This is a genomic window from Mycolicibacterium vulneris (assembly GCF_002104765.1).
GTDB classification, from domain to species: Bacteria; Actinomycetota; Actinomycetes; order Mycobacteriales; family Mycobacteriaceae; genus Mycobacterium; species Mycobacterium vulneris.
Genome location: NZ_NCXM01000055.1, coordinates 1 through 16,522 on the forward strand (window position 1 = coordinate 1; position 16,522 = coordinate 16,522).

Genomic DNA, 16,522 nt, shown 5'->3' on the forward strand with positions numbered 1-16,522 from the left:
ACGCGCGCTACGCCGAGGATTCGCAGATCCTTGGTGGCCAGGGGCGGGATCGAACCGCCGACCTTCCGCTTTTCAGGTGGATGGAACGGCCGCTGGCCTGCGGTTTAATGACTCCCATACGTCAAATACGCCGCGCTGAGCGCGTCTGACGCAGGCTGCTCGTCCGGCGATCGGACACAGACCGGACACGGTGACAGCACTCCCGACAAGGGACCCTTCATCGCCCGTCACTCAGTGATGCGCGCTGGGGGCTCCCGGGGAGCAGGTACCCGATGCCCGGCATCACGAGGTCGAGCGCGCATTCAACGAGCTCGATTGCGGAGCGACTCACCCTTCGGCCGGACACAACCCGAACGGCCAGCCGGAACACGGACGGAGCGGCGGACGCCGGTAGACCGCGAGTGCCCGAGGCCGGCAAGGCCGCAGGGCGCGAGAGCGGTAGCGGTCGGTCGGACGGCGGGAGCGGCGTAGACCGTGTTCCGGCTGGGACCAACGGGCTTGTTATATGCGCCAAAAGTGTCCGCGACACCGTCGACGGCATTGTTGATGCGGAACTGTCGGCCTCGGATGCCTTGGGGCTGCGGTTCCCGAGGCCCAACATGGTGGCCTCGGCAGCGGCGCTGTTCGAACCGGCCGAACCATGGGCGCATGGACGGGACCGGCTGGATGTCGAACCTGAGTGCGGGCGATTCCGGATCACGATCGGCCCGGGCGTCGTCCGTCTCGGCTGGACCAATCCCGTTCGCGCGGAGAAGGCATCTGAGCGGACCGTGGGCCAGCACATGCAGGACGTAGCGGGCGAGGTAGACCGCATAAAGGCCGGTCGTGATGTGCCTGACCCGTCGGGCCGTGCGATCACCGAATGGTCCCGCAAGTCGCGTGCGGCGATGTGCCGCACCTTCGCCGAGCTGGACTACACGCCGATGGTGGAAAGCGGACGGGTACCCGCGATGGTCACGCTGACCTACCCCGGCGACTGGGAATCGGTCGCACCCGATGGAGCCAGCGTAAAGCGACATATGATGCTGTGGCGCAAACGATTTCAGCGCGAATGGGGTGAACCAGCGCGCTACATCTGGAAGATGGAATTTCAACGCCGCGGCGCACCACACATTCACCTATGGATGGCTCCCCCGTATACCGTCGGTCGATCAGGCCGTAGGTTCAGCGAATGGTTGTCGCAGGAATGGGCGGAAGTCGTCGCCCATCCCGACCCTGAACAACGCACACGCCACTTGCGCGCCGGTACGGCTATCGACAGCCTCAACGGATTGCGTGCTTGCGACCCCAAACGCTTGGCGATCTACTTCACGAAGCACTCATCACCGAATAGATTGGGCGACAAGGAATACCAGCACATCGTTCCGGAGGCCTGGCGGCGGCCGGGCCGCGGACCGGGTCGCTTTTGGGGGGTCCACGGGTTGGAACGAGCAACCGCAGTCGTTGAGATCGCCCAGGACGCATACCTGACGGCCCGAAGGATCATCCGTCGGTGGTCTCGCTCACAGGCCATTCATAGCGATTGCACCCACTGCTTCCCCACCGCACTCGTTCCGCGAATGACCCGCGTCGCAGTTCAACGAACAAACTCCAAGACTGGCAAAGTACGCCACCGCAACGTCTGTCGGAGGCGACTTCTCTGCCGCCAAGGCGGCTTCGCGGGTGGCTACGCCCTTGTGAACGACGGACCAGCGTTCGCATCCCAGCTCGCGGCAGCGTTATCGGCGGATCGGGCGAAGGCGGTGCGCGACGAACAACTCGCGGGCCGTAAGTGATCTAACGCAATTCACCTCTGACCGTCGCATTGCAGCAACCGGCTACATACGCTTAGCACGTGACCATCGAACTGTCGCCGCGCCTGCCGGATGGTGAGCGGCCGAGGAATCATCAGGAATTGGCCGCTGAGCAGATGGACCTGGACAACGTGATCAACGAGCTACTCCTGCGGCTGGAGGATCATAAATATCGTTGGGAGCTTTATGAATTCGGACTTTCCGACACTGAAGAGCGACGTCAGGTGCACACAGTCATTGAGCAGCTGCGGCTGGCGGTGCATACGGGTGGGCCAGCCGTACTTCATCCGCTGCGTCACGCGCTGTCTGTAGCTCACTCCGACGACCCCGCGTCGCCTGGATGCTCCGGATAGTCCGAGTCGCGGGCCATGCTCAGCTGCGCACTACCGTCCACGCGGTGCGGGGGACGGCTAGCGCGGTCGTAAACCGACAAAAACGAGGTCGTGAATTGTTCTGGCAATTCGATCTTCGTCGAGCGCATCGTCAAGCACTAGGTAGGTCAGTGCGCTGGTCGTGACGGCACCGAATAGCGCGATCGCGGCAACTGCTGGGTTGTCGAGGGTCACGAGTGAGCCGTCGCCGGCGCCAGCGCGAAGTAACGTCTCGACGGGTGCGAAGTATGCGGCGCTGATCATGTCGGCGATGACGGGCATGCGGGCGGCGCGGCCCAGTTCCCCGATGAGAGCGCGGCAGACGGCGGGTCTCTGTGCCATCACGCGCAGCTGGGCACTGATGACTGCGTGCAGGCGCTGAGCGGCGGAGCCTTCTGCCTCCACGACTGCGGCGACCTCGTGCGCGACTTGCTGTAGGACGTCTTCGAGGAGGAAGGCGAGTATTTCCTCTTTGCCGGCGAAGTAGTAGTAAAGGGTGGCCTTGGCGATGCCGGTGGTGGCGGCGACGTCTTCGATCTTGGTGTCGTTGAGCCCGCGGTCTGCGAAAAGTGCCGCCGCCGGCGGCAGGCGGTCGGCAATTTTTCGCGGAACCTCGCGCATTGACGCTCCTCTCGGTTGGACTTACAGTCTAAACTACTGGATTAGACAGCCGTATAATTAGATTCACAGCGGTAGGAGCTCAGATGACGACGGTGCAACTTCGCTACGACCCGTTCGATGCGACGATTCAGGACGATCTCTACCCCATCTACCGGCAGCTGCGCGACAAAGCCCCGCTGTATCGCGCAGCCGATTCCAACACGTGGGTTTTCAGTCGCCACGAAGATGTCGTCAGCGCGCTGCTTGACCATCACACCTACTCATCCGTGGACGGCATATTTCCAACTCCACCGGGCTCAGATTTCCACGCATCGTTCTTGCCCATGATGATTTTGATGGATCCCCCGCGACACGATCAGCTGCGCGCGTTGGTAAGCAAGGCGTTCACCCCGCGGCGCATCGCGGCGTTAAGTAGTGGGATTGAGGACCTGGCGGAGGATTTATCAGATTGCCTTGACCGGGGCGCAGGGTCGGTTGACTTTGCCGCCGACTTTGCCGCCGTCCTGCCGGCCATGGTGATCGCTGATTTGCTCGGCATTCCTCGCGAGGACCGCGCACAGTTTCGGCAGTGGTCAACCACGATGGTCCAGTCCAATCCGGCGCGCGGTGAGATGGGCGAGGGGCTGGCCGCGGCTGCGGCCGTCTATGCCTACTTCACCGACTTCCTCGCCGAGCGTCGACGCGAACCGCGCGGCGACTTGATGTCGGCCTTGGTGTCCGCCGAGATCGACGGAAAGCGTCTTACTGACGAGGACCTCCTTGGCTTTTGCCTGTTGCTGCTCATCGCAGGCCATGAGACCACCTCGAACCTGCTCAGCAACGCCGCAGTAGTGCTTGCGAGCGATCCCGACATTCGCCGACGACTAGTCGCCGATGACAACTTGCTTGGTCCCGCAGTTGAGGAGCTCCTCCGGTATGACTCACCGGTGCAAGGACTTTCACGAACTCTGACCCGCGACGTCACGCTGCATGGCGTCACGATGTCCGTCGGTGATTCAGTGCTGCTGTTGTTCGGCTCGGCTAACCGTGACGAACGAGTGTTTGCTGATCCCGACGTGTTCGATATCGGGCGCAAACCCGAACATCAAGTGGCGTTCGGCCGAGGTATCCACTTCTGTCTCGGTGCGTCATTAGCGCGGATGGAGGCCCGGATAGCGTTGCGCGCCCTGCTGGCCCGAGTGCCCAACTGGGAAGTCGACCTAGAGAACGCGCAGCGCCTGCGGTCGGGCCTCATCCGGGGCTATATGTCTTTGCCTATCTCGTGGTCGGCAAATTAGCCGAACTGCGCGTCAGGCAGAGCGGCTGGGGCGGCGCCATTCCCGCGGAGCGGGATCACTACGATGCGGGCTCGTCGACCTTGCGGCGGTGCGCGGCGAGGAAGTCATCGACGATGCGCTCACAGTCTTGACGATCGATGGCACGCAGCCCGGTGAGGCGCGCGAAGGCGACCGGCCCCACGAGTTGGCACAGGATCAGCTCGGGGTCGAATTCATCGAGGTCGGCGCAGGCTTCGGGGCTTTGCAAAAGTAGATCGAACGGCTGGCGATACTGCTCGATGATCCGGGTCCGCAGCGCGTGCCGATCGTAGGTCTCCTGAGTGCTGTTTGATGTTGGGCCAAGCGCGACCCAAGCCAGTGTGGTGACGTGCAGCGGCGCCTCCTGGAACAGCGTGGCCTGTCGGCTCAACAGTTCGATGAGTTGGTCGCGCAACGATCCCGTCGCCGGCGGAAGGTGAACCTGCGGCAGCAGCCGTTCAAATGTGGCGGCCAGTAGTTGAGTGGAGCTGCTGAAGTGGCGATAGAGGGTCGTGCGCGCAACTTTAGAGGCCTTGGTGACCGCGTCTATGGTGACGGCTTCAATCCCGCCGGCGCTGAGGAGTTTGGTGGCTGCATCTAATAGCCGGGTCCGGGAGCGCACCAGGCGCGGATCGACATCGTCGTCGACCGGCATGTCAAAACCGTCGCGCTCCATATGGTCACCGTAAACCCTACGCATACCTGGCCCGCACCGAATCGCATCTGCATTGGCGATTGATCCAGCCACTACCCAACTAACGCTACTGTTGGTAGCATAGCGCTACCAATAGTACAGTTATTCGTAGGGGTTTGTGCGTAGTAGGGGGATTCGTGATCAGGCAACGGCTCGAACAACCCGTGGTCCAAAAGGCCACCAATGCACGGCTGGCATGTCGGTTCATGAGGCCATCCCACGAACCCTCCCAACTTGTGCGGCAGGGACTCGCACACGCCGAGGATGGCGTTCTGCGATGAATGCGCTGCTTGCGCTAACCAGGACCCAAGTGTGGATGAGTGCGGCTCGCGGTTTCAGGCTCAGCGGCCGCACCATTACCAGTGACATCCACCGAACGCCGCCGGACCAAGACCGCGTTCGTCCTCGGCATTACCCGCCTCGCTACTGCTCATACCTGGACGACAATTTGATGAACCGGGAAATGTACAACCACGTGCACGACGATCCCACCAGGCTAACTTCCCGGCTGGCTTTTCGTCTGCGGCGTTCATGAACCTTTCAGAATTTCGGCGACGGTGCGTCGTCACGGTCAATCAACCTGCGCGCCGAGGGGCACGTCGCGCCAGGCGCGAAATGCTGGTCCGTCGCCTGCGGGGTGCTCTCGGGCCAATCCAGGTGAGTAGTGCGGTAGCGGTCGACGGGTGCACGCCTGTCGCGGTTTCGGCGACGAAGCGAAAGGGTACTAGCGGTACTGTTCCGACACCGTTAGTTTCTTTTGGGATAACGGAGGTGGGGGATGGCGGACAACGGGTGGGTTTCCTCGGGGGTGGCGACGCTGAGTCGCCCAGTTCGGGAGCAACTTCGCAAGGTCGCGGCGGGCGAGGGCGCATACAGTGATCGACTAGCTCGCCTGGCGGGGTTCAGCATCCGACATAAGGTGCTGGTCATCGGGGCGTGGGTGGTGACCGCCGGCGTCCTGGCGATGCTGTTCCCCCAGCTGGAAACCGTTGTGAAACAGCAGTCGGTGAATCTGGTCCCCCCTGATGCTCCATCGCTGCAGACGGTTGACCGGATGGGCACGGCATTCGGCGAGCAGGGGTCCAAGACCACCGTCTTTGTTGCATTCGAGGACCCGACGGGCCTGACTGCGCCGGTGCGTCAGCGCTACAAAACGATGGTTTCGCGGTTGCGTGCCGACTCCCAGCACGTGCGACTGGTTCAGGATCTGTTAGCCGACCCCGTTACTGCGGGTCAGGCGATGAGCCAGGATGGCAAGGCGTGGTATGTGCCGGTCGGGGTAGCTGGCACGCTCGGCGATCCTAGAGCGGCGGAATCCGTTCGGGCGGTGCGCGCTATTGTCGCCGAGTCGTTTAGCGGTACGTCCACGATCGTTCGTGTAACCGGACCTCCCGCGACATTCAGCGATCTAATCGATTCGGCTGAGCAGGATTTGATTGGCATCTCCATCGTGACAGCCGGTCTGATCGCGGTGATTTTGCTGGTCATCTATCGGTCACTAGTTACCGCGTTGCTGCCATTGCTCGTGATCGGTGTGAGCCTGGCGGTCGGGCGCGGGGTGCTCTCGGCGCTGGGCGAATCAGGAATGCCGGTGTCGCAATTCACGATTGCGTTCATGACTGCCATCTTGTTGGGTGCCGGCACCGATTATTCCGTGTTTCTGATCAGCCGGTATCACGAGCAGCGCCGCCAGATGATTTCGGCTGACCTGGCTGTGATTAACGCAACCGCCACCATCGGGCGGGTGATCATGGCTTCCGCCGCGACTGTGGCGTTTGCGTTTCTATCCTTGGTCTTTGCGAAGCTGAGCGTATTTAGCGCATTAGGCCCGGCGTGCGCGATCGCTGTCTTTGTCGGAGTCGCAGCTACAGTAACGTTGTTTCCTCCGGTATTGGCGCTTGCCGCGAAACATGGCATTGGCGAACCCAAAGCTGACCGCACGCGCCGATACTGGAACTGGATCGCCGTGGCCGTGGTCCGCCGACCCGCCCCACTGCTGGCCGCCAGCCTGGCACTTGTATTAGGCCTCGCGGCTGTCGCGCTGACTATGCACATCAGCTACGACGATCGGCAAGGACAGCCGGCGACGACCACCAGCAATGAGGGCTATCGCTTGCTGGATAGGCATTTCCGCAAAGATATCGTCATCACACAGTTCATGGTCGTCGAATCACCCACAGATATGCGCACCAGTAAAGGCCTAGCCGACCTAGATGAAATGGCGTCTCGAGTGTCGCAATTGCCGGGCGTCACCAAGGTTTCCGGTGTCACTCGGCCCACCGGTGCACGCCTCGATCAGGCACAGCTCTCGTGGCAAAACGGCCAGATCGGCAACAAGATGGCCGGCGCGGTCGCCAAGGGAGACGCCCATAAGGACGACCTGGCCAAACTCACCAGTGGCGCCGACCAACTCGCCGGCGGCCTGGCGCAACTTGACACCACCCTGCGCACGGCATTGACACCGCTGACCGCGGTCCTTACCCAAGCCCAGTCCAGCGGATCGCAATTTCAACACTTTCGCCCTCTGCTGCAGCAACTTTCGGCTACCACACCAACCATCGATCAAGCGATCCGAACCGGGCCGGGACTGCGTCAAGAAGCTCAACAAGCCCAAAACGCGATCGCCACGATCGATCCGCTGGTTGGTGCGCTCAACACCTCCCCGTGGTGTGCCACCACACCCGAGTGTGCCCAGATCCGCGATCAGGTGCAGATTCTGGTGACCTTGCGCGATGGCGGCTTTTTCAGCCAGCTCGCCAACCTGGGCGACATGTACCAGCCGGGCAGCGACAATGCGGCGGGCACCGTAGCAGATCTGCAGAGCACGGTCACCTCGCTGAACAAGGCTTTCGGAGCACTCGGCGATCCCGCCGACATGGCCGGCAATATCCGCCGCCTCCAAAACGGCATCAGCCAGCTCGCGTCGGGTGCACAAGCCCTGGCCACCGGCGTGCACACCCTTGCCGACAGCAACATCGAAATGTTGTCCGGCATGAGTCAGGTCGCCACCCAATTACAAAATTCCGCGCGGTCCAGCGCCGGTTCGGACAACGCCAGCGGCTTTTACCTGCCCGCCAACACCTTCGAGAATCGCCAGTTCGCCGATGTGGCAAAACATTTTATGTCGGCCGATGGCAAGACCGCCCGCTTCGCGATCGAATCGAGCTACAACCCCTACAGCAGCCAAGCGATGGATCTCGCTCAGAAAATCACCGAAGTTGCCGGGGCCGCACGCCCGAACACCTCCCTGGCCAACGCCACGATATCGATGGCCGGTTTCCCCGCCGTCAACTCCGATATTCAGCGCCTGCTGTCGGCCGACTTTCATCTGCTGGCGATCGCCACGCTCGTCATCGTCGGAGTGATCCTTGTCCTTCTCCTGCGTGCCTTGCTGGCCCCGCTCTACCTCCTCGGTACGGTCGTACTCAACTATGGCGCGGCACTGGGCATTGGGACGCTCGTCTTCCAATACGGCCTGGGTAAGGAAATCGCCTGGCCCGTACCGCTTGTGGCGTTCATCATCCTGGTCGCCGTCGGCGCCGACTACAACATGCTGCTGATCTCGCGGTTACGCGAAGAATCCGCTCACAACATTCGCGTCGGCGTGCTACGCACGGTCGCAAACACCGGTTCAGTCATCACCTCAGCCGGGCTCATCTTCGCCGCGAGTATGTTCGGCCTGATGGTCGGCTCTGTCGGAATCATGATCCAAGTCGGATTCATCGTCGGCTGCGGCCTACTACTCGACACCTTCGTCGTTCGCACCCTCACGGTGCCCGCGATCGCTACGCTCCTGCGCGAGGCCAGCTGGTGGCCGCAACGGAAATCCTCGACTCACAACGGCCGACCACACCGGACCACATGACAATTGGCCGAGAGCGCATCCGCACCAGCGACGGGATCACTCTCGTGGCCGATTGCTACCGGCACGCCGCGACTCACCCCGTCGTGTTGCTGCTCCATGGCGGCGGCCAGAACCGTCACGCGTGGGCCACCACCGCCCGTCGACTCTATTCCCACGGCTACACCGTCGTCGCCTACGACACACGAGGTCACGGCGACAGCGACTGGGACCCGAGCGGACAATATGACATCGAACGGTTTGTGTCCGATCTGATCTCGGTACGAGGACACGTCAGCGCCGACAGTCCCCCCGCCGTCGTCGGCGCGTCGCTGGGTGGGCTGATCATCCTCGCTACCCATCTGCTGGCCCCACCCGACCTCTGGGCAGCCGTTGTCCTGGTCGACATCACCCCGCGAATGGAATTTCATGGGGCCCGTCGCATCCTGTCATTCATGGCCGGACACCCCGACGGATTCGGCACGCTCAATGATGCCGCCGATGTCATCGCCGAATACAACCCACGCCGCGCGCGACCCGAAAATCTCGACGGCCTGCACAAGGTTCTGCGCCAACGTAGCGATGGCCGATGGATCTGGCGCTGGGACCCGGCCTTCATCAGCTCCAACTTCGATGTCCTCCAAGGCAATCTCATGACGGGCAGCGAGGAGTTCGACGCCATCAGCGGATTCCTCGCCGAAGGAGCACGTCGAATCACGGCCCCAACGCTGTTGGTACGCGGGGCACTTTCAGACGTAGTCTCCCAGGAAACCGTCAGCGAATTCCGCCAGCTCGTCAGGCACGCCGAAACGACGGACGTCACCGGCACCGGTCACATGGTTGCCGGCGACAACAACGACGCGTTCACCGCCGCGGTTACCGACTTCCTCGACCGCGCCATGAGGACCCTGACATAAGCATCCAGCGAGTCTTCAGCCACCCGGGCTACTGATGTGCCATGGCTTTGGGTTGTGTTGCGTCTGAGTCATTCTCGTCGACAGGAAGGTCGTGCCGAATCGCTCGGACGCGACCTCGCGGCAGACACGCCACGTATCCGTGACACTTGCCATAGAGTTCCCACGAGGTCGCCGCTACATCCGGGTCGACGTCGATGCGGTGGCCGGGGGAGAAACAGAGATGTAAGGCCCCGTCGTCGTCGCACCAGGCGCGCGTGCAGATCGCTCCGGCAAGGTCCAACAGTGGCCGCTCCTCGGGCGAAAGGTTGATGGGGTCGATCAACACTTCATCCGACGGCCAGGCTCCTGCCGGCGGGAGGGTCAGTCGCAGCGGTCGGGAAATCACCAATTCGTTGTAACCGTCGAGGTCGAGTATGAGCCCTTCGTGCAGCGAGACTCGCTGAACGGTGCATTGCTCAATCCATTGCGTGTGCATAACCGCCCCCTTCGACGCGTCGGTGAGTCCCATCTATGCTACCGATAGTAGCGCAACGATACTATTAGTATTCCTATGCGCTATCGCGGGCGTTCCATGCATCAAGAATGCGCTGCAAACCTCGATCAATGCGCTCGCGCGCCTCCCCTGCCGTGCGGCTCTGGTGTGGCTGCGGTCGGTTGACCTGCCGTATGCATGCAGTCGTCGGAATGCGAACACTACGGACCGATCTGAGTTGTCATCCCCAAGTGCGACCATCCCAATATGGCGATCACCATCCCATCCGGCCGGCCCAACTGGCGCTTCATGCGCTACGTTCGGCCGCCGACGAGAGACTCGAAGTTGGAGCCTCTGTACCCATTGAGGCCGGCAACGCGCCCGGTGCGGCTGGGCATTGATGTCGGGACCATCGCGGAGCCGCCGGAGGAGGGCTACATCACCGGGTTCCTGACGCGCGACGAGATCGAGGTGCACCTATTGATCCCGGCGGCAACGGAAGCTCCGAGCGGGTGGACCGAGTTGCTCGATGAACCGCCTTGCCACACCGTCAATTTCACGAACGTAGCTGACGCAGGCAAGTTCTGCGACGCGGCCGAGTTCTCCGTCAGCACCGCTCGTGGCGAGAGCTACCGTGCCTGGTCCAAGGCTCGGTTCTTCGCCGCGTACCAGCAGCTCGATGAGCACGATGCGCCGGACGGCCTCCCCCCGTTGACGCTCGATCAGCGACATCGTGCAGCTGCCTATGCTGCCGCCGCCGGGGCTGTTGGCATCGATGCCATCGTCACCACCGCCCCCACTGCGGGACGAACAGATGTCGCCGACAACGATGTGGTCGTCAGCGTGACACCCGACGCGGCTGTACCACTCATCGGTCACTACTTGCGGGTGACTAGCAATCCGGTTGTGACGGTCGAGCGCGGCATGTTGGTGGGTGGCGGAAGCTGGGAGACGACGGAGTCGACTGCGACCATCGTCAATCTTTACGACTGGGGCACGGTCAGCGGATTGCCATACTTCGATGCCGCTTCAATGTTTGCGGCTGCCGCTAAAGGTGGACCTGAGGCCGCAGAGGCATTCACGTCGGTTCGCATCCGCCTGAGACGTGCAGCGCGCGCGTTCGACGATCTGCTGGCCGCGCTGTCGAACCCGCTGGACGGGAAGCGGAACGAAGATGTTGCCGAGGCTACCGCTGAAGCTTTTGACCGTGAATTACTCTATCTTGCAGCAGTTTTCGATATTTTCGGGCGTGCTTACCAAGCGATGGTCGACCCGTCAGTTGATCGGAAAAAGGCTCGGGGATCACTCGACTCGCGGACCTTCATCGACAAGGAAGTGCGAACGCAGTACGACCAGTCACTTTTGGGTGACGTGACGCGCCTGCGGGTGTATGCGTGGCTCTGCAAGCAGTTGAGGAATCACATCCACGATGGCGTTCTTGCCGTCGACACCCACCCTGGCCGCAGCTACGGCAACACGATGAACGTGGCGCTGAATCTCAGTGTGATTCCCGAGTTAGCCCTCGGTGCCGACAATGAGATGACTCAGCACCACTACGACGCGCTGGGAGTGTGGCAGACCGAACCTGTTTCGCCCTTTACCGGTTCGTCAATGGTGGCCGACCTTGCGACAACCGGTTTCACCCTCATCCGAGCGGCGCTCGAGTACATCGAAGCGTTCACGAAACTTATCGTCCGGAACAAACCGGCGAATGCGCCGTCGTCTAGTGCGTTCCTGGGATGCGTGCAGGCTCGTCCGGGCGAGGTCGAGCCAGCGCCCCCAAAGCGAGCAGTGTTCTATCAAGCACTGTTCGGATTACATCCGGACAGCGTGTAGTGGACCCCTAGCAGCCCGACACGAGGTTGACGCCGTCATGGACCCGCGAATGAGTTTCTTCGTCGAACGCGTCCAGTACACGCACCGCGAATGCAGGATTCATCGCTGACTGAACTTCCTCCCTTGTCATCCAACGAACCTCGCGGGCTTCCGCAGTGGGGTGAGTGTCCCCATCGGCCGGATGGCAGCGGTAGACCAGAGCGACAATCCCATGGGTCAGGTTCTTGTAAACGCCGGTGAGACGTTCTACCTTCACCGTCAATCCGGTTTCCTCAAGGACTTCGCGCCGAACACCGTCCTCAAAAGATTCGCCTAGTTCGAGTACACCACCAGGGGCTTCCCAGTGGCCGTTGTCGTCCCGCCTGATCACGAGAACGCGATCATCGTCACGCACTACGATGCCGGCGACACTGACCGAGTGCTTAGGCGAGGTTGCCATTTCTGGGGTCCTCCTTGTTCGATGCCGGCAGAAGAGACACGGGTTGACTGGCTTCCTAGACTAGTCGTCTAGACATGTGATGGAAGGCCAGCGGGTGCTGCAACTTGGACAAATCGACAGAGCCGATGACAAGCCGCCATATCGGCAGATCGCGGGCATGTTGCGAGAAGCGATCCGTTCCAACCGGCTAGCTCCCGGGGAACGACTGCCGTCTGAGACGGAACTTATCGAGCATTTCGGTGTGGCACGCATGACGGTAAGACAAGCTGTGCAGGAGCTTCGTTCCGAGGGACTGGTCGTCTCGCAGCATGGCCGCGGGGTGTTTATTCGCCCGACGCCCCCCATCCGCCGGCTCGCGTCGGATCGATTCGCGCGACAGCATCGCGCGGCAGGCAAGGCGGCGTTTACCGTCGAGGCCGAGAAATCGGGTTACTCGCCGCAAGTCGACAATATTGCGGTGAGCCGCGAGAAGCCGAATTCGTTTGTAGCGGAACGACTTCGATTATCACCGGACGATGACATCGTCGTGCGATCGCGCCGCTACCTGGCGAATGGCCGACCGGTTGAAACGGCGGTCTCCTTCATCCCGGCTGCTTTCGCCGAAGGCACGAGGATCGAGCAGGTGGACACTGGGCCCGGGGGCATCTACGCCCGACTGGAAGAGAATGGCCACGTACTCGGTCACTTCACCGAGGAGGTCGCAGCCCGAATGCCCACTCCCGAAGAACGGCGGCAACTGGAACTCGAACCAGGCGTTCCCGTATTGACAGTGCTGCGAACCGCATATGACGCGAATGACGTGGCGGTTGAGGTCTGCGACACGGTGAAAGTTGCTTCCGCCTACCTGCTCGAATACGAGTTCCCGGCCCGCTGAGCCCAAAGTCTTCGATCAACTGGGCGTCGACCGTTGCACTCCTCTAGACGACTATGTAACCTCAACTTGTCTAGAGCAGTTCTCATGAAAGGTCGACAAATGTCTGTGCCGAAATGGCTCAAGGTGTCACACCAGCAGGTTTTCCCACGCAAAGCGTTTGTGGTGTCCGACGTGACGGCGGTGATCGATTACGAGCGGTCGACGAAGGACAACAAGGTCCAGGCGACTGATCGAGAATCAGGCGCTCCGTTGTGGCAGGTCGAAGTCCTCGACGGCGACCCGACAGCTAGTAAGCGAGCGCGCACTCTCACCGTCAAGTTCGCAACGCCCAAGCAGCCTGTGTGCCCACCGAACACTGCCGGAATGCCCTTCACACCAGTGATTTTCGAGGAACTATACATATTGCCGTACGTAGACCGTTCGAGCGAATCCGGCCGCATCGCGTGGTCGTTTCGGGCCTCGGGTATGACTGCGGACACCGGCAAGGCGGGGTCCTCAGCGGGAGACCGGGTGTCAGCATGAGTCCGTACGACCCCGTAGTACCTAGCGATCCGTATTCGATTCCAGATCCCGACGCCGGCATCGACTTCTTTGACCTCACGCACCTGCTGGCGGTCGGCGCCATGTGGCTCATTGCGGTGATCGGCGTGGTCGCCGTTTCGCTCGTCGTTTGGAGAGTGCGTTCCCCCGCCACATTTGGGCGTTATGTTGCAACACCAGCATGTCGGGCCCGATGGCTGATCTGGGCATCGATCTCCTGGCCACGGGTTGCCAAGGCCTGCGGGTTGTCGACTCCCGAGCACGTCACACGCACGGACGCACAGGGCAAGAGCAGGACGAGGACAGTTTGGACTCATCCTCGCCTTCTCGGGGTGAGCATGTTCGGCGACTGCCTACGGATGACAGTCCGAACACGGACCGGCCAGACGGTGGACGACCTCGAAAACGCGGTCCCCGCAATTCGTGACGCTGTCGGGGCGCATTCCGCCCGCTCGACACTGATCGGCCCCGGCACGGTTCGCGTGGAATTCGTTATGAAACAATGCCTTTCAGAGGCAGAGACCGCTGCATTCCCAACCAGCGTCGAGCCGACGGGCGTCGAGGTCGGCCGGCGTGAGAATGGGTCGGCATGGACTCTGCGCGTCGCCGGCCTGCACACCCTCACTGTTGGGTGCTCGGGTGCGGGCAAGGGCTCCGTTTTTTGGGGCATTGCAGGCGGATTAGGCCCAGCCATCAAGGCGGGAACCGTGCGGCTGTTCGCCGTGGATCTCAAGTACGGGATCGAAGTGTCAGTCGGGTCTGCACTATTCAGCGGCATTGCGACGACCGAGGCCAACGCCGCGAGACTGCTGACCAACTTGGAGGAGCTACTAGACAGCCGCGGTCGCAGGATGGCCGGCCGAGCGCGTTCGCACACACCGAGCACCGCCGAACCGCTCGTCGTGCTGCTCATCGATGAATTCGCGGGCTTGACCGCATACATGACGGACGCGGCACTGAGGAAGCAAGTTGCGGGCTCACTCTCACGCATCCTGACAAAGGGTAGGGCTGTAGGCATCGTGGTCGCCGCATTCATGCAGGACCCTCGCAAGGAGATTCTGCCCATGCGCGGGTTGTTCACCCAAACCGTCGCACTGCGGCTGCGCTCACGCGACGAAGTCGCCATGGTCTTGGGTGACGGCCTCGCCGACGCCGCCCCCGCGCATCGGATCAACCCAAATGAGCCTGGTACCGGATACGTCATCGCCGAAGACGGGTCAACGATGCGAGTACGCGCCGACTTCTGGCCCGATTCGCTAATCCGTTCTGTCGCACAAGAATACGGGCCTACAAGCTCAAGTCGCGCTGGTTCAGCAGAGAACTGAGGACATCGGCATGACAACCCTCGGCATCAAAACCAGCGCCACCGCGACAGCGACCTTTCCAGAGCTTCTAACAGCGGAGCAGGTGGCCGAGCTGCTTGGCGTGTCCGCTGCGACGGTGAGTCGATGGGGCGCATTGCGCGAACACGGCGCAGACGTGGGACCGCCCTGCTACACGCTATCTGATCGCGTAAGACGTTGGGACGCAGCTGAAGTCCGCGCATGGCTTCGTAAGGTGCGTCGCTAAGTGGCCGGATCGGTCCCGCGCGGTATCCGAAAGCGGATCAATTCGGCCGGTCTGCCGCGCTATCAAGTGCGCTACCTGGTGCGTGATTCAGACTCCCCGTCGGGATGGGCTGAGACGTCGTCGACGTTCGCCACCTTGCGAGAAGCGCGGGCATTCAAGGCCGACCGGGATGGCGAAGCGGCGATCGGCGCCAGACGCTTCGACCCCCGACTTGGCCGGGCCAAACTCGCCGCTGTCTGGACGCAATACAGCGCGTTGAAACGCCCCGCAGTGTCGCCCAAGACCTGGAGCGGCTACACCCAGCATTGGGAACTACGCATCAGTCCGCGTTTCGGCCACGTCCCGGTTGATGAAATCAGCCGAAAGGATATACAGCAATTCATCGATTCCATGACCGTCGGTCCCTGGGCCAAACTCGCCACGCTGCGGCTGCTGCGGTCGATTCTCGACATGGCGCGCGAGGACGGTCGAATCCACAGCAACCCGGCTGACGGGGTGTCATCCGGGCGGATACCCACCCGAGAACGCCACCGCTATCTGACCGCCACCGAAGTCGCCGCCCTGGCAGCCGCATGCGGCGACCACGGCGACGTGGTGATCATCCTCGCCTTCACCGGCCTGCGCTGGTCCGAACTCGTCGGCCTGCGGGTCGGCGACATCGACCTAACTGCGCGTCGGCTCTATGTCCGCCAGGCCGCGCCAGAAGTGGAAGGCCGGATCATCGTCGGGCCGCCAAAAACTCGCGCCGCCGCCCGAACCGTCCCACTCCCCCAAATCGTCATCGACGCGCTCAAACCAAGGATCGATAATCGCGCGCCCACAGAACATGCAATCACCTCGCCAAATGGCGGGTTCCTCAGATCAAACAACTGGCGCCGGCATACCGACTGGAACGAAGCCCTAAAGAAAACCGGACTGGTGCCGCTGACGATTCACGACCTGCGCCACACCTACGCCAGCCTGGCCCGGGCCTCCGGCGCCGACCTCCGCTACGTCCAGAAGACGATGGGGCACTCGACGCCGACCGTCACCGCGAACATCTACAGCGACCTCTATTCAGACGAACTCGACCACGTAGCCACGAATCTCGACCGGCTTCAGGACGTCGCCAAAAACCGGGCGAACGGACAGGAACCGGACACACCGAACCATCCATAGAGTGCCATCACCGCGTCCGTGCAGCTCAAGACTGGTGGCCAGGGGCGGGATCGAACCGCCGACCTTCCGCTTTTCAGGCGGACGCTCGTACCGACTGAGCTA

At 62.0% G+C, this 16,522-nt stretch carries 15 protein-coding genes and 2 tRNA genes; 11 read left to right on the forward strand and 6 right to left on the reverse strand.

Annotated elements, in window-relative coordinates; all coding sequences use genetic code 11:
* Positions 1 to 31: 31 nt before the first annotated feature.
* Positions 32 to 99 (reverse strand) — tRNA-Phe (locus B8W69_RS28815).
* Between the two features lie 302 nt (positions 100 to 401).
* Here B8W69_RS28815 and B8W69_RS28820 point away from each other — a divergent pair.
* Both B8W69_RS28820 and B8W69_RS30405 read left to right on the forward strand, forming a co-directional pair.
* Positions 402 to 1,775, forward strand: coding sequence for a rolling circle replication-associated protein (locus B8W69_RS28820; RefSeq protein WP_224097131.1), 1,374 nt, complete (start codon positions 402 to 404; stop codon positions 1,773 to 1,775).
* A gap of 59 nt (positions 1,776 to 1,834) precedes the next feature.
* Positions 1,835 to 2,146, forward strand: a complete 312-nt coding sequence (locus B8W69_RS30405) for a hypothetical protein (protein ID WP_131806047.1) — start codon at positions 1,835 to 1,837, stop codon at positions 2,144 to 2,146.
* Between the two features lie 57 nt (positions 2,147 to 2,203).
* Here the strand turns inward: B8W69_RS30405 and B8W69_RS28825 are convergent, their stop codons facing one another.
* Complete coding sequence (locus tag B8W69_RS28825) at positions 2,204 to 2,785, reverse strand: TetR/AcrR family transcriptional regulator (RefSeq protein WP_014710943.1); 582 nt, start codon at positions 2,783 to 2,785, stop codon at positions 2,204 to 2,206.
* Between the two features lie 83 nt (positions 2,786 to 2,868).
* Here B8W69_RS28825 and B8W69_RS28830 point away from each other — a divergent pair, with 83 nt between their 5' ends.
* Positions 2,869 to 4,062, forward strand: a complete 1,194-nt coding sequence (locus B8W69_RS28830) for a cytochrome P450 (RefSeq protein WP_014710942.1) — start codon at positions 2,869 to 2,871, stop codon at positions 4,060 to 4,062.
* 58 nt (positions 4,063 to 4,120) lie between these two features.
* On the opposite strand, the gene B8W69_RS28835 is transcribed toward B8W69_RS28830, so the two are convergent.
* Positions 4,121 to 4,756, reverse strand: coding sequence for a TetR/AcrR family transcriptional regulator (locus B8W69_RS28835; RefSeq protein WP_014710941.1), 636 nt, complete (start codon positions 4,754 to 4,756; stop codon positions 4,121 to 4,123).
* A 796-nt stretch (positions 4,757 to 5,552) separates the two neighbouring features.
* Here B8W69_RS28835 and B8W69_RS28840 point away from each other — a divergent pair.
* Positions 5,553 to 8,639 carry an MMPL/RND family transporter gene (locus B8W69_RS28840; protein WP_024636820.1) on the forward strand — a complete coding sequence of 1,029 codons (3,087 nt, stop codon included), beginning with the start codon at positions 5,553 to 5,555 and terminating at the stop codon, positions 8,637 to 8,639.
* Positions 8,636 to 9,532, forward strand: a complete 897-nt coding sequence (locus B8W69_RS28845; protein WP_014710939.1) for an alpha/beta fold hydrolase — start codon at positions 8,636 to 8,638, stop codon at positions 9,530 to 9,532. The genes B8W69_RS28840 and B8W69_RS28845 overlap by 4 nt, the downstream gene beginning before the upstream one ends.
* A gap of 28 nt (positions 9,533 to 9,560) precedes the next feature.
* Here the strand turns inward: B8W69_RS28845 and B8W69_RS28850 are convergent, their stop codons facing one another.
* Positions 9,561 to 10,007 carry a DUF6188 family protein gene (locus tag B8W69_RS28850; RefSeq protein WP_014710938.1) on the reverse strand — a complete coding sequence of 149 codons (447 nt, stop codon included), beginning with the start codon at positions 10,005 to 10,007 and terminating at the stop codon, positions 9,561 to 9,563.
* Between the two features lie 264 nt (positions 10,008 to 10,271).
* Here B8W69_RS28850 and B8W69_RS28855 point away from each other — a divergent pair, with 264 nt between their 5' ends.
* Positions 10,272 to 11,840, forward strand: a complete 1,569-nt coding sequence (locus tag B8W69_RS28855) for a hypothetical protein (RefSeq protein ID WP_224097130.1) — start codon at positions 10,272 to 10,274, stop codon at positions 11,838 to 11,840.
* A gap of 7 nt (positions 11,841 to 11,847) precedes the next feature.
* Here the strand turns inward: B8W69_RS28855 and B8W69_RS28860 are convergent, their stop codons facing one another.
* Positions 11,848 to 12,279 carry an NUDIX hydrolase gene (locus B8W69_RS28860; RefSeq protein WP_008263949.1) on the reverse strand — a complete coding sequence of 144 codons (432 nt, stop codon included), beginning with the start codon at positions 12,277 to 12,279 and terminating at the stop codon, positions 11,848 to 11,850.
* Positions 12,280 to 12,358: 79 nt separating this feature from the next.
* On the opposite strand from B8W69_RS28860, the gene B8W69_RS28865 reads away from it, so the two are divergent.
* From B8W69_RS28865 to B8W69_RS28885, 5 genes are all read left to right on the forward strand, one after another.
* Complete coding sequence (locus tag B8W69_RS28865; protein WP_020821582.1) at positions 12,359 to 13,153, forward strand: GntR family transcriptional regulator; 795 nt, start codon at positions 12,359 to 12,361, stop codon at positions 13,151 to 13,153.
* A gap of 99 nt (positions 13,154 to 13,252) precedes the next feature.
* Complete coding sequence (locus tag B8W69_RS28870) at positions 13,253 to 13,675, forward strand: hypothetical protein (protein ID WP_008263947.1); 423 nt, start codon at positions 13,253 to 13,255, stop codon at positions 13,673 to 13,675.
* Positions 13,672 to 15,018: a hypothetical protein gene (locus B8W69_RS28875; protein ID WP_020821580.1), complete on the forward strand. Its 1,347-nt coding sequence runs from the start codon at positions 13,672 to 13,674 to the stop codon at positions 15,016 to 15,018. Before B8W69_RS28870 ends, B8W69_RS28875 begins: the two co-directional genes overlap by 4 nt.
* 10 nt (positions 15,019 to 15,028) lie before the next feature.
* Positions 15,029 to 15,262, forward strand: coding sequence for a helix-turn-helix transcriptional regulator (locus B8W69_RS31720; RefSeq protein WP_008263943.1), 234 nt, complete (start codon positions 15,029 to 15,031; stop codon positions 15,260 to 15,262).
* Positions 15,263 to 16,420: a tyrosine-type recombinase/integrase gene (locus B8W69_RS28885; RefSeq protein ID WP_008263933.1), complete on the forward strand. Its 1,158-nt coding sequence runs from the start codon at positions 15,263 to 15,265 to the stop codon at positions 16,418 to 16,420.
* A 32-nt stretch (positions 16,421 to 16,452) separates the two neighbouring features.
* Here B8W69_RS28885 and B8W69_RS30825 read toward each other — a convergent pair.
* Positions 16,453 to 16,521, reverse strand: a tRNA-Phe gene (locus B8W69_RS30825).
* Between the last annotated feature and the right edge of the window lies 1 nt (position 16,522).

What these genes read in the sequence shown, in the direction of transcription:
- B8W69_RS28845 (WP_014710939.1), top strand. Translation starts at nt 8,636, where the DNA reads ATGACAATTGGCCGAGAGCGCATCCGCACCAGCGACGGGATCACTCTC.
- B8W69_RS28825 (WP_014710943.1), bottom strand. Translation starts at nt 2,785, where the DNA reads ATGCGCGAGGTTCCGCGAAAAATTGCCGACCGCCTGCCGCCGGCGGCG.
- B8W69_RS28850 (WP_014710938.1), bottom strand. Translation starts at nt 10,007, where the DNA reads ATGCACACGCAATGGATTGAGCAATGCACCGTTCAGCGAGTCTCGCTG.
- B8W69_RS28840 (WP_024636820.1), top strand. Translation starts at nt 5,553, where the DNA reads ATGGCGGACAACGGGTGGGTTTCCTCGGGGGTGGCGACGCTGAGTCGC.
- B8W69_RS28860 (WP_008263949.1), bottom strand. Translation starts at nt 12,279, where the DNA reads ATGGCAACCTCGCCTAAGCACTCGGTCAGTGTCGCCGGCATCGTAGTG.
- B8W69_RS28875 (WP_020821580.1), top strand. Translation starts at nt 13,672, where the DNA reads ATGAGTCCGTACGACCCCGTAGTACCTAGCGATCCGTATTCGATTCCA.
- B8W69_RS28830 (WP_014710942.1), top strand. Translation starts at nt 2,869, where the DNA reads ATGACGACGGTGCAACTTCGCTACGACCCGTTCGATGCGACGATTCAG.
- B8W69_RS28855 (WP_224097130.1), top strand. Translation starts at nt 10,272, where the DNA reads ATGGCGATCACCATCCCATCCGGCCGGCCCAACTGGCGCTTCATGCGC.
- B8W69_RS28870 (WP_008263947.1), top strand. Translation starts at nt 13,253, where the DNA reads ATGTCTGTGCCGAAATGGCTCAAGGTGTCACACCAGCAGGTTTTCCCA.
- B8W69_RS28865 (WP_020821582.1), top strand. Translation starts at nt 12,359, where the DNA reads ATGGAAGGCCAGCGGGTGCTGCAACTTGGACAAATCGACAGAGCCGAT.
- B8W69_RS31720 (WP_008263943.1), top strand. Translation starts at nt 15,029, where the DNA reads ATGACAACCCTCGGCATCAAAACCAGCGCCACCGCGACAGCGACCTTT.
- B8W69_RS28835 (WP_014710941.1), bottom strand. Translation starts at nt 4,756, where the DNA reads ATGGAGCGCGACGGTTTTGACATGCCGGTCGACGACGATGTCGATCCG.